Raw genomic sequence first — 11,233 nt, forward strand, 5'->3', positions numbered from 1 at the left:
GGTCACGTCACCCGGCTTGGGAGAGTACGTACGCACTGTAAGGCCTTGCTTTCTCGTTCTGGTGGACGGTGAGGAATCACCGTGAAGCATTTCGGTCGGCGGGTCCTGCGGAGGCGAGTGGAAGGCACCGTCCAACGGGAACGCACAACGACGCACCATCATACGCGAGCGAAAGCGCGCCGGTCAATCCAGGGTCCGGCGCCCCCGGGTGGCCTCCGCCCGCTCGCCCAGCAGCGCATCGTCCGGGTAGGCGACGGCCTCGAGCGTAAGGCCGTGCGCGGGCGCCACGGCGACCGCCTGCGACCGCTCCTGGGACGCGGCGACGGCCACCAGCCAGTCCAGTTCCCGGCGGCCCTGGCCCACCGCGAGCAGCGCGCCCACCAGGGAACGCACCATCGAGTGGCAGAAGGCGTCGGCCCGCACGGTCGCGACCACCAGCCCCACGTCGGGCCCGTCCTCGACCCGCTCCCACGACAGCTCGAGCAGATCCCGGATGGTCGTGGCGCCCTCGCGACCGCGGCAGAACGCCGCGAAGTCGCGCAGCCCGGTCAGGGTGGACGATGCGGCGTTAAGGGCGGCCACGTCGAGCGGGCGGTCGACGCGCAGCACGTGGCGGCGGGTGAGCACGTCGGGAACCCCGTCGCACACCCGGTAGGCGTAGCGCCGCTCGGTGGCGGAGAAGCGGGCGTCGAATCCCGGGGGCGCGACGCTCACGCGGCGCACCACCACATCGTCCGGCAGCACCCCGTCGAGTCGCGCCCGCAGGCCCTCCGCGGGCGAGCGCTCGGCGCGCCCCGGCATCCGCTCCCATGCCCCGGCGTCCACGTCGACGTGTGCCACCTGGCCGCGGGCGTGGACCCCGGCATCGGTGCGGCCGGCGACCGTGACGCGCGGGCGCTTCTCCTGGCGGACGATGCGCGCCAGCGCGTCCTCGAGGACTCCCTGGACCGTGCGGAGGCCCGGCTGGGCGGCCCACCCGGAGAAGTCGGTCCCGTCGTAGGAAAGGTCGAGGCGGGCCCTCACGATCGATGTGTGCTCGATCATGCGGACCCGCCTCGTGTGCGCCGTCCGTGGACGGCAGTGACTACTTGGTCTCGGCCTCGTCGGCGCCCTCGGCCGGAGCCTCGGCGTGCTCCGCGTCGATCGCCTCGGGGGCGTCGACGGTCTCCGGGCCCTCGGCGGGCTCCGCCGCGTGCACGGCGTCGATCGCCTCGTCCTCGACGGTCTCGTCGACCACGGGGGCCGCCTCGACCTTCGCGGCCTTCTTGGGGGCGGCCTTCTTGGTGGCCTTCTCGGCCTCCTTGGAGACGGCCTTCTTGGCGGGCGTGCCGAACTCGACCAGCTCGATCACCGCGAGGGGCGCGTTGTCGCCCTTGCGGAAGCCGACCTTGGTGATGCGGGTGTAGCCGCCATCACGCTCGGCGAAACCGGGGCCGATCTCGGCGAAGAGCTTGTGGACCACGCCCTTGTCCGGGATGATCCCGAGGACCTTGCGGCGCGAGGCGAGGTCGCCGCGCTTCGCGAAGGTGATGAGGCGCTCGGCGTGCGGGCGAAGGCGCTTGGCCTTGGTCACCGTGGTGGTGATGCGGCCGTGCTCGAACAGGCTCTGCGAGAGGTTCGCCAGCATCTGACGCTCGTGCGCGGGGCCGCCGCCCAGGCGGGCGCCCTTGGTGGGGGTAGGCATGATTGAAGATTCTCCTTGTTACTCGTCGCTGCCCGAGAAGTACACGGACGAGGCGCTGTCGTACTCGACCGCGCTGTCCTTCAGGGAGAAGCCCAGCTCCGCGAGCTTCTCCTTGACCTCGGTGATCGACTTCTGGCCGAAGTTGCGGATGTCCATGAGGTCCGCCTCGGACCGCGCGGTGAGCTCGCCCACCGTGTGGATGCCCTCGCGCTTGAGGCAGTTGTAGGACCGCTGCGTGAGGTTGAGCTCCTCGATCGGCTGGTTGTAGTCCTCCTCGAGCGACTCCTCGGTATCCGACGGGCCGATCTCGATGCCCTCGGCGGCCTCGTTGAGGCCGCGAGCGAGCGAGAACAGCTCGACCAGCGTCGAACCGGCGGACGCGAGCGAGTCACGGGGCGACATGGACGACTTGGTCTCGACGTCGATGATCAGCTCGTCGAAGTCCGTGCGCTGGGCGACACGGGTGGCCTCGACCTTGTAGGTCACCTTGAGGACGGGCGAGTAGATCGAGTCGACCGGGATCTGACCGATCTCGGCGTCGTAGCTCTTGTTGAGGGCGGCCGGCACGTAGCCACGGCCGCGCTCGACGGTCAGCTCGACCTCGAACCGCGCCTTGGCGTTGAGCGTCGCGATGTGCAGGTCCGGGTTGTGGACCTCGACACCGGCCGGCGGCGCGATGTCGGCGCCGGTGACGGCGCCCGCGCCCGACTTGCGCAGGTACATCACCACGGGCTCGTCGTGCTCGGACGAGACCACCAGGTTCTTGAGGTTGAGCAGGATCTCGGTCACGTCCTCCTTCACCCCGTCGATGGTGGTGAATTCGTGGAGGACGCCCTCGAACCGCACCGACGTGATGGCCGCGCCCGGGATGGACGAGAGCAGGGTACGACGGAGGGAGTTGCCGAGCGTGTAGCCGAAGCCAGGCTCGAGCGGCTTGAGGGAGAACTGCGAACGGTTCTCCGCGATGACCTTCTCGGTCAACGTGGGACGCTGTGCGATCAGCACGTTTCTTTCCTTTCCGAGCATCCGCTATCTGATGCTCGCGGTTCCCTGCCGGGTTCGGTCCGGCAGGGGCCAGGGGCTGAGGTGGAGCGGTCACGGGCCTGTGCCAGGCAGGCGGGCCCGTGACCTGGAGCGCGTGGAGACACGCGCGGGAGTGCTAGTTGCGGCGACGCTTGGGCGGGCGGCAGCCGTTGTGAGCCTGCGGGGTGACGTCCTTGATGGAGGTCACCTCGAGGCCGGCGGCCGTCAGCGAGCGGATCGCGGTGTCGCGGCCGGAGCCCGGACCCTTGACGAACACGTCCACCTTGCTCATGCCGGCGTCCTGCGCGCGGCGAGCGGCGGCCTCGGCGGCCATCTGCGCGGCGTAGGGCGTCGACTTGCGCGATCCCTTGAAGCCCACCTGACCGGAGGACGACCACGACACGACGGCTCCCGAGGGGTCCGTGATGGAGATGATCGTGTTGTTGAAGGTCGACTTGATGTGAGCCTGACCGTGAGCGACGGTCTTCTTGATCTTCTTGCGCGGCTTGCGCGTGGGTGCGGCCATGGCTTACTTCTTCTTTCCGGCGACGGTCTTCTTGCGGCCCTTGCGGGTGCGGGCGTTGGTCTTGGTGCGCTGTCCGCGGACGGGCATGCCACGACGGTGGCGCAGACCCTGGTAGTTGCCGATCTCCACCTTGCGGCGGATGTCGGCGGCGACCTCGCGGCGAAGGTCGCCCTCGACGGTGAAGTTGCCCTCGATGTAGTCACGGATGGCGACCAGCTGGTCGTCCGTCGCGTCCTTGACGCGCAGGTCCGGGCTGATGCCGGTGGCGGCGAGGATCTGCTGGGCGCGGGTGCGCCCGACGCCGTAGATGTAGGTGAGTGCGACCTCCATGCGCTTGTCGCGCGGGATGTCGACACCGACGATGCGTGCCATTTTCTTGTCTACTCCATCAGTAGTCGGAGGTCTGTCGCTCGACCGCCCCGCGTGGTGTCGCGGGCCCCGGCCTCCGAGCCGGGGGTTTCATGCCTGTGGTCGAACGAGGATCGTTGTGTGTCTAGCCCTGACGCTGCTTGTGGCGCAGGTTCTCGCAGATGACCATCACTCGGCCATTGCGTCGAATGACCTTGCACTTGTCGCAGATCGGCTTGACGCTGGGCTTAACCTTCATGGTTCTTTCCTGCGTCGACGTCGCGCACGGATGCGCTCGGACGACGGCTCACTTGTAGCGGTAGACGATGCGGCCGCGAGACAGGTCATAGGGGCTGAGCTCCACCACTACACGGTCCTCGGGGAGGATCCTGATGTAGTGCTGTCGCATCTTTCCGGAGATGTGCGCGAGCACCAGGTGCCCGTTCGTCAACTCCACGCGGAACGATGCGTTCGGCAGTGCTTCCACCACCGTGCCTTCGACCTCGATGACGCCGTCCTTCTTGGCCATGAACTCCGCTAACGTTGATTGACAGGGATGCGGGCGCGCAAAAACGCCCAACGGAAAACTATACTGCATCCGCGCGCGCCTCTCAACCACGTGGCGCCCGTGTGAGGGGCGCTCCGGCGGGTCAGCGGAAGGCGTTGCGGAGACGCTGGACCGCGAGGTCCGAGATGCGCGGGTCGCGGTGGTCCGCGAGGCGCCGCACCACCGATGAGGGCGTGTGCGGGTTCGCGAGCAGGGCGCTCAGCACCTCGAGGCTCGAGTCGTGGCCCAGGGAGACGAGCGCACCCATCGGGCAATCCTCTCGGGAGGCGACCGAGGCGCGCACCGAGGGCTCGCGATGGACCGCGAAGGGCAGCAGGTCCGCGCCGGTGACCTCAGGATCCAGCGCTCGCTTGACGTCTTCCGACGCCCCGCTGGCAGGAACGACCATGCCACACCTCCCCCTTCGGGCTATACCGAGTATCCTCCGGATTCACCATATTCGCGGTCAAATCGCTGTGGTGAATCCAACATTCGACAATCGTGCCGACAACCGCGGAACGTCCGCTCGCCGAGGTGACGGGACGGCGAACTCCCGGTGTGGTCAGACGTCGACCGGCGGCCGGAAGCCGCGCACGGGGGCCGTGCGGGTGGGTCGGCTCGGCAGCACGGATGCCTCCGCGAGCGGCTCCGCGGACTCCATGGCCTCATCGGCGGCGGCACGATCCTGCTCGGCCACGGCCGCGAGCATCGCGTCTCGCCGGGCCCGCGACTCCTCGAACACCCGGTCGCGCAGCTCGGGCGTGTGCGCATCGTCGATGTTCCTGGCCGCCCCACCGGACTCGTGCGCCGCGATCGCGCCGTCTCGCACCTCGCGGCGTCGGTGGCTGGCGAGTTGATCGACGATGTCCGGGGTGACCGCGGGGTTCGCGAGCACGGCGAGCAGCACCTCCACCTGCCGGTCGCGGGACAGGTACTCGATCACCGAGTGCAGGACCCGGGGGTTCGCCGCGACCGCGGTGCGCACCGCGGTGACGTGATCGTGCGCGAGGGTGACCATGATCCCGAACGGGCAGTCCTCGCGGCGCGCGACCGCCTCCCGCACCACGGCGTTCTTCGAGCTGCCCAGTTGCGTGAGCCGTTCCTTGGCCAGACCGGGAAGCGCGGCCTCGTCCACCTCCGCGCTCGCTCCCGGCGCGTAGTTGAACCCTCGCGCCATGGCGCCCTCCTCAGCCGCCCGGCGTGGGGGTTCGCCGGATGATGACCACCCTAGACGGCGGGTTTTGCCCGCGCGTGGCTCCTGCGTAACGATCTGGTGAACTGCTGAGGCATGCGACACACCCTGGGGAGCGCGTTCGGCCCCAACCCCTCTCCTACGGAGCCGCGGGGACGATGCCGTGGGCGGCCAGGCGCGCGGCCCCGCCGTCGGCCGCGGTCAGCACCCAGATGCCGTCCTCGTGCACCGCGATCGAGTGCTCGCAGTGGGCGGCGCGCGAGCCGTCGAGCGACACCACGGTCCACTGATCGTTGAGCGTCGCGGATTCCGGGGTACCGATCACGAGCATGGGCTCGATCGCCAGGCACATCCCCGGACGCACGCGCGGGCTGCGGCCCCGCGTGCGGTAGTTGGGTACGTCCGGCGCCATGTGCATAGCGGTGCCGATGCCGTGGCCCACGTAGCCGTCGAGGGCGTGCAGGCCTGCCGCGTCGGTCACGTCCTCGACCGCGGCGGAGACGTCGGACACGTGGTCCGCGGTCGCCAGCGCAGCGATCCCGGCCCAGAGGGCGCGCTCGGTCGCGTCGACCAGCGCCGCGTCTGCGGGAGCTGCGTGGTCGCCCACGATGAAGCTGATCGCGCTGTCGCCATGCCATCCGCGCACCACGGCTCCGCAGTCGATCGAGACCACGTCGCCCTCGGCCAGGCGCCGATCGCTTGGGATGCCGTGCACCACCTGGTCGTTGACGGAGATGCAGACGGTCGCCGGGTAGCCGTGGTACCCGAGGAAGTTCGAGGTGGCCCCGGCCTCGGCGATCACGCCGGCCGCCGCGGCGTCCGCGGCGAGCGTGGGGGCGCCGGGAACGCACGCCGCCCGAGCGGCCGCCAGCGCGCGCTCGACGATCACGCCAGCCTGCGCCATGACCCGCATCTGCTCGCGGGTCTTGAGCTCGATCCGCCCGGCCATGATGGGGGTCAGGCGGCGACCGCGGCCACGAGGCGATCCGTGACCTCGTCGATCCCACCCAGCCCGTCGACCTGCACCAGCAGGCCGCGACCGGCATAGAAGGCGGTGAGCGGCGCGGTTGAGTTCGCGTACACGTCGAGCCGCTTGCGGATCACCGGCTCGGTGTCATCCGCGCGGCCCTCGACCTGGGCACGCTTGAGGAGGCGATCCGTGACCACGTCGAAGTTCGCCGTGATCTCGATCGCGACGTCGAGGCCGGAACCCAGCTCGGCGAGCATCGAGTCGAGCTCCACCGCCTGCTCGGGGTTGCGGGGGTAGCCGTCGAGCAGGAAGCCCTCCGCCGCATCGTCCTGGGCGAGCCGATCCCGCACCATCGCATTGGTGACCTCGTCGGGGACCAGGTGGCCCGCGTCCATGAACTCCCGCGCCGTGAGACCCAGGGCCGTGCCGCCCTTGACGTTGACGCGGAAGATGTCGCCGGTGGAGATCGCCGGGACACCCAAGCGCACCGAGAGGCGGGCGGCCTGGGTGCCCTTGCCGGCACCGGGGGGCCCGAGGAGGACTGCTCGCATTACTTGAGGAACCCTTCGTAGTGGCGCTGCTCGAGCTGCGACTGGATCCGCTTGACGGTGTCCAGACCCACACCCACGAGGATCAGGATGGACGTGCCGCCGAACGGGATGTTGGTCGCGAGACCCAGCGCCACGAACAGCAGCGTGGGGACCAGCGCGACGATCGCCAGGTAGAGCGAGCCCGCCGCGGTGATGCGCGAGAGCACGTAGTCGAGGAACTCCGCCGTGGGAGTGCCCGGCCGGATGCCCGGGATGAATCCGCCGTACTTCTTCATGTTGTCCGCGACCTCGGTCGGGTTGAACGTGATCGCGGTGTAGAAGTACGCGAAGAAGACGATCAGCAGGATGTAGAGAATGATGTGCAGCGGTGCGCTCGGACTCGCCAGGTTGTTGTCCAGCCACAGCATCCAGTCCGACGGATCGTTGCCCTGGAACTGCCGGATCACCTGCGGGATCGTCAGCAGCGACGAGGCGAAGATGACGGGGATGATGCCCGCCATGTTGATCTTCAACGGGATGTAGGTGGAGGAGCCGCCCAGCATCTTCCTGCCCACCATGCGCTTCGCGTACTGAACCGGGATACGCCGCTGCGACTGCTCGACGAACACGACTGCCGCGATGACCACGAGCAGTGCGAGTGCCACCAGCAGCGTGTTGGTCGGGCCGTTCGACGAGTTCCAGATCGTGGACACGGCGCCCGGGAAGGACGCGGCCACGGACGTGAAGATGAGCAGCGACATGCCGTTGCCGACGCCGCGCTCGGTGATGCGCTCGCCCAGCCACATGATGAACACCGTGCCGGCTGTCATGGTCAGCACCATGATCGCGATCATGGTCCACGAGTCGTTGGGGATCACGGGGACCGAGCAGCCCGGGAAGAACACGCCGTTGCGGGCCATCGTGATGTAGGACGCGGACTGGATGGCCGCGAAGCCCACGGTGATGTAGCGCGTGTACTGGGTGAGCGTGGCCTGGCCCTCGGCGCCCTCCTTGTAGAGGGTCTCGAAGCGCGGGATGAGCACCCGCAGCAGCTGCACCATGATCGACGCGGTGATGTAGGGCATGATGCCCAGCGCGAAGATCGACAACTGCAGGAGCGCGCCGCCCGAGAACAGGTTGAGGATCTGGAACGCGCTGTTGGTGCTCGTCTGATTGAGGCACTGCTGCACGTTGCCGAAGTCGACGCCCGGCGTAGGGATCGCGACGCCCAGGCGGTAGATCGCGAGGATGCCGATGGTGAAGAGGAGCTTTTTCCGCAGATCCGGCGTGCGGAACGCACTCATGAAGCCACTCAGCATTGATCCTCCAGTGCGGGTTGTGAGAAACCGAGGGACACGCGGCCGGGCCCGTCAGAGGACGGGCCCGGCGCGACGTCAGCCCTCGTTGACCGAGCCGCCCGCGGCCTCGATCTTGGTCTTCGCCGACTGCGACACCTTGTCGGCATCCACCAGCGTGACCTTGACGGAGATCTCGCCGTCGCCCAGCACCTTGACGGGCTGGTTCTTGCGCACGGCGCCCTTGTCCACGAGATCGGCCTTGGTCACCTGACCGCCGGCGGGGAACAGCTCGCCGAGCTGGCCCACGTTGACAACCTGGTAATAGACCTTGAACGGGCTCCTGAACCCACGCAGCTTCGGGATGCGCATGTGGATCGGCGTCTGGCCGCCCTCGAAACGCTCCGGAACCTGGTAGCGGGCACCCGTGCCCTTGGTGCCGCGGCCCGCGGTCTTGCCCTTCGCGCCACCCTCACCGCGACCCACGCGGGTCTTCTTGGTGTGGGCGCCCGGCGCCGGACGAAGGTGGTGGACCTTGAGGGTCGCCACCTTGTCCGCGGACTGCTCGACCGTCGGCTCAGCCTTGGCGGCCGGCTTCTTGGCAGGAGCGGCCTTCTCGGCCGGGGCGGCCTTCGCGGCCGCCTCGGTCTTCTTGGCGGCCGGCTTCTTGGCAGGCGCGGCCTTCTCGGCCGGGGCGGCCTTGTCGGCAGCCGGCTTCTTGGCGGCCGCCTTCTTGGCAGGCGCAGCCTCGTCGGCAGCCGGCTTCTTGGCGGCCGGCTTCTTGGCAGGCGCTGCCTTCTCGGCGGACTCGTCCGCCGGCTTCTTGGCGTCAGCCATCAGTCAACCTCCTCCACGGCGACCAGGTGGTCCACCGCCTTGACCATCCCGCGGATCTCGGGACGGTCCTCCTTGACGACGATGTCGCCGATGCGCTTCAGACCGAGCGACCGGAGGGTCTCACGGTGCTGCGGCTTCGTGCCGATCGCCGACTTCTTCTGAACGACCTTGAGTCGTGCCATGACTACTTCACCCCCGCTGCCTGGGCGCGGAGCATCGCGGCCGGGGCCACGTCCTCCACGGCCTTGCCACGGCGAGCGGCGACGGCCTCGGGGCGCTCGAGGCGCTTGAGGGCGTCCACGGTCGCGTGCACGATGTTGATCGCGTTGGACGAGCCGAGCGACTTGCTCAGCACGTCGTGGATGCCGGCGCACTCGAGCACCGCACGCACGGGGCCACCGGCGATCACGCCGGTACCGGGCGACGCGGGACGCAGGAACACGACGCCTGCGGCCGCCTCACCCTGCACGACGTGCGGGATGGTGCCCTGGATGCGCGGCACGCGGAAGAAGTTGCGCTTGGCCTCCTCGACACCCTTCGAGATCGCGGCCGGCACCTCCTTCGCCTTGCCGTAACCGATGCCCACGTTGCCCTCGCCGTCGCCGACGACCACGAGCGCGGTGAAGCTGAAGCGTCGACCGCCCTTCACCACCTTGGACACGCGGTTGATGGTGACGACGCGCTCGAGGAACTTGTTCTCCGGCTCGTTGTCGCGACGGTTGCCGCGACGGCCGCTGTTGTTGTCAGCCATAAGTCTTCCTCACTCCTGGCCGCGCCCTAGAGGGCGAGGCCCGCCTCTCGGGCTCCGTCGGCCACGGCAGCGACACGGCCGTGGTACTTGTTGCCACCGCGGTCGAAGACCACGGTGTCGATGCCCGCGGCCTTGGCGCGCTCGGCGACCAGCTGGCCCACCTTCGCGGCCCTGGCCGTCTTGTCGCCGTCGATCGCACGGACGTCGGCCTCGAGGGTCGACGCCGACGCGAGGGTCTTGCCCACGGTGTCGTCCACGATCTGCGCCATCATGTGGCGCGAGGACCTGGTGACCACGAGGCGGGGACGGACGCTGGTGCCGGAGATCTTCTTGCGCAGGCGGAAGTGGCGACGCTTGCGCTGAATCGCCTTGCCCTTGCCCTTGATTGCGATGCCCATGTCTTACTTACCCGTCTTTCCGGCCTTGCGGCGAACCTGCTCGCCTGCGTAGCGGACGCCCTTGCCCTTGTACGGCTCGGGCTTGCGAATCTTGCGGATGTTGGCCGCGACCTCGCCCACCTGCTGCTTGCTGATGCCGGCAACGGTGAAGCGGGTCGGGCTCTCGACCGTGAAGGTGATGCCCTCGGGCGGCGTCACCACGACGGGGTGCGAGAAGCCGAGCGCGAACTCGAGATCCGAGCCCTTGAGCGCGACGCGGTAACCCGTGCCGACGATCTCGAGCTTCTTCTCGTAGCCCGACGTCACGCCGGTCACCATGTTGGCGATCAGCGTGCGGGTGAGGCCGTGCAGCGACTTCGAGACACGCTCGTCGTCGGGGCGGTGAACCTGGAGGCTGGCGTCGCCCTTCTCCACGGTGATGGGGGCAGCGACGGTGTGGGACAGGGCGCCCTTGGGGCCCTTGACCGTGACGTCGGCGCCGTCGATCGTGATGTCCACTCCGGAGGGAACCGGAACAGGGATCTTGCCAATGCGTGACATAGCTGAGGTCTCCTTTCCGGTTACCAGACGAACGCGACGACTTCGCCGCCGACGCCCTTCTTCTCGGCCTCACGGTCGGTCAGCAGACCGGAGGAGGTGGACAGGATGGCCACGCCCAGGCCGCCGAGAACCCTCGGCAGGTTGCTGGACTTGGCGTACACGCGAAGGCCGGGCTTCGACACACGGCGCACACCGGCGAGCGAACGCTCGCGGTTGGGGCCGTACTTCAGCGTCAGGGTGAGGGTCTTGCCCACCTCGGCGTCCGCCACCGCGGAGCCGGAGATGTAGCCCTCGGCCTCCAGGATCTTGGCGATGTTCGCCTTGAGCTTGGAGTGAGGCATCGCCACGGTCTCGTGGTATGCCGCGTTTGCATTGCGCAGACGCGTGAGCATGTCTGCGATCGGGTCAGTCATCGTCATGAGTGTTGAACTCTTCCTCGCCGTGGTTTCCCGGTTGGGGACCTGTGGCGTCGTTGTTTACCAGCTGCTCTTGGTGATGCCGGGAAGCTCACCGCGGTGAGCCATCTCCCGGAAGCACACGCGGCAGAGGCCGAACTTGCGGTACACGGAGTGCGGACGTCCACACCGCTGGC

The 11,233-nt window shown here is 68.6% G+C and carries 19 protein-coding genes; all 19 read right to left on the minus strand.

Annotated features, from left to right (window positions below):
- Nucleotides 1–183: 183 nt before the first annotated feature.
- The gene (gene truA, locus Q0L54_RS07005; RefSeq protein WP_296666509.1) at nucleotides 184–1,044 is read right to left on the minus strand and encodes a tRNA pseudouridine(38-40) synthase TruA; all 861 of its coding nucleotides are present in this window, start codon (nucleotides 1,042–1,044) and stop codon (nucleotides 184–186) included.
- Nucleotides 1,045–1,084: 40 nt separating this feature from the next.
- A complete protein-coding gene (rplQ, locus tag Q0L54_RS07010; protein WP_296666511.1) occupies nucleotides 1,085–1,684 on the minus strand; it encodes a 50S ribosomal protein L17 in 600 nt (199 codons plus the stop codon).
- 18 nt (nucleotides 1,685–1,702) lie between these two features.
- Entirely contained in the window at nucleotides 1,703–2,689 is a 987-nt protein-coding gene (locus Q0L54_RS07015; RefSeq protein ID WP_296666514.1) for a DNA-directed RNA polymerase subunit alpha, read from the minus strand.
- A gap of 154 nt (nucleotides 2,690–2,843) precedes the next feature.
- Nucleotides 2,844–3,233, minus strand: a complete 390-nt coding sequence (gene rpsK / locus Q0L54_RS07020; protein ID WP_061963598.1) for a 30S ribosomal protein S11 — start codon at nucleotides 3,231–3,233, stop codon at nucleotides 2,844–2,846.
- A 3-nt stretch (nucleotides 3,234–3,236) separates the two neighbouring features.
- Entirely contained in the window at nucleotides 3,237–3,605 is a 369-nt protein-coding gene (gene rpsM, locus Q0L54_RS07025) for a 30S ribosomal protein S13 (protein ID WP_296666519.1), read from the minus strand.
- A 121-nt stretch (nucleotides 3,606–3,726) separates the two neighbouring features.
- A complete protein-coding gene (rpmJ, locus tag Q0L54_RS07030; RefSeq protein ID WP_062069916.1) occupies nucleotides 3,727–3,840 on the minus strand; it encodes a 50S ribosomal protein L36 in 114 nt (37 codons plus the stop codon).
- A gap of 48 nt (nucleotides 3,841–3,888) precedes the next feature.
- Nucleotides 3,889–4,110, minus strand: a complete 222-nt coding sequence (gene infA / locus Q0L54_RS07035; RefSeq protein ID WP_061960952.1) for a translation initiation factor IF-1 — start codon at nucleotides 4,108–4,110, stop codon at nucleotides 3,889–3,891.
- A gap of 121 nt (nucleotides 4,111–4,231) precedes the next feature.
- Complete coding sequence (locus tag Q0L54_RS07040) at nucleotides 4,232–4,537, minus strand: hypothetical protein (protein ID WP_296666528.1); 306 nt, start codon at nucleotides 4,535–4,537, stop codon at nucleotides 4,232–4,234.
- Nucleotides 4,538–4,690: 153 nt separating this feature from the next.
- Nucleotides 4,691–5,305, minus strand: coding sequence for a hypothetical protein (locus Q0L54_RS07045; protein ID WP_296666530.1), 615 nt, complete (start codon nucleotides 5,303–5,305; stop codon nucleotides 4,691–4,693).
- Nucleotides 5,306–5,459: 154 nt separating this feature from the next.
- Nucleotides 5,460–6,269 carry a type I methionyl aminopeptidase gene (gene map / locus Q0L54_RS07050; RefSeq protein ID WP_296666533.1) on the minus strand — a complete coding sequence of 270 codons (810 nt, stop codon included), beginning with the start codon at nucleotides 6,267–6,269 and terminating at the stop codon, nucleotides 5,460–5,462.
- Between the two features lie 8 nt (nucleotides 6,270–6,277).
- Nucleotides 6,278–6,841: an adenylate kinase gene (locus tag Q0L54_RS07055; protein WP_296666534.1), complete on the minus strand. Its 564-nt coding sequence runs from the start codon at nucleotides 6,839–6,841 to the stop codon at nucleotides 6,278–6,280.
- Entirely contained in the window at nucleotides 6,841–8,139 is a 1,299-nt protein-coding gene (secY, locus tag Q0L54_RS07060) for a preprotein translocase subunit SecY (RefSeq protein WP_296666536.1), read from the minus strand. The genes Q0L54_RS07055 and secY overlap by 1 nt, the downstream gene beginning before the upstream one ends.
- Nucleotides 8,140–8,214: 75 nt before the next feature.
- Complete coding sequence (gene rplO / locus Q0L54_RS07065; protein WP_296666538.1) at nucleotides 8,215–8,952, minus strand: 50S ribosomal protein L15; 738 nt, start codon at nucleotides 8,950–8,952, stop codon at nucleotides 8,215–8,217.
- Entirely contained in the window at nucleotides 8,952–9,134 is a 183-nt protein-coding gene (rpmD, locus tag Q0L54_RS07070; RefSeq protein WP_062314489.1) for a 50S ribosomal protein L30, read from the minus strand. Before rpmD ends, rplO begins: the two co-directional genes overlap by 1 nt.
- A 2-nt stretch (nucleotides 9,135–9,136) precedes the next feature.
- Entirely contained in the window at nucleotides 9,137–9,703 is a 567-nt protein-coding gene (rpsE, locus tag Q0L54_RS07075) for a 30S ribosomal protein S5 (protein WP_296666543.1), read from the minus strand.
- 26 nt (nucleotides 9,704–9,729) lie between these two features.
- Nucleotides 9,730–10,101 (minus strand): 50S ribosomal protein L18, encoded by a 372-nt coding sequence (gene rplR / locus Q0L54_RS07080; protein WP_296666546.1) that lies wholly within the window; start codon nucleotides 10,099–10,101, stop codon nucleotides 9,730–9,732.
- Nucleotides 10,102–10,104: 3 nt separating this feature from the next.
- Entirely contained in the window at nucleotides 10,105–10,641 is a 537-nt protein-coding gene (rplF, locus tag Q0L54_RS07085; RefSeq protein ID WP_296666549.1) for a 50S ribosomal protein L6, read from the minus strand.
- 20 nt (nucleotides 10,642–10,661) lie between these two features.
- A complete protein-coding gene (gene rpsH, locus Q0L54_RS07090) occupies nucleotides 10,662–11,060 on the minus strand; it encodes a 30S ribosomal protein S8 (protein WP_296666552.1) in 399 nt (132 codons plus the stop codon).
- 57 nt (nucleotides 11,061–11,117) lie between these two features.
- A partial coding sequence (locus tag Q0L54_RS07095) for a type Z 30S ribosomal protein S14 (RefSeq protein ID WP_296666554.1) occupies nucleotides 11,118–11,233 on the minus strand: 116 nt, incomplete at its 5' end.

Origin of the sequence: Demequina sp., from assembly GCF_024642165.1 — a bacterium.
Classification (GTDB): Bacteria; Actinomycetota; Actinomycetes; order Actinomycetales; family Demequinaceae; genus Demequina.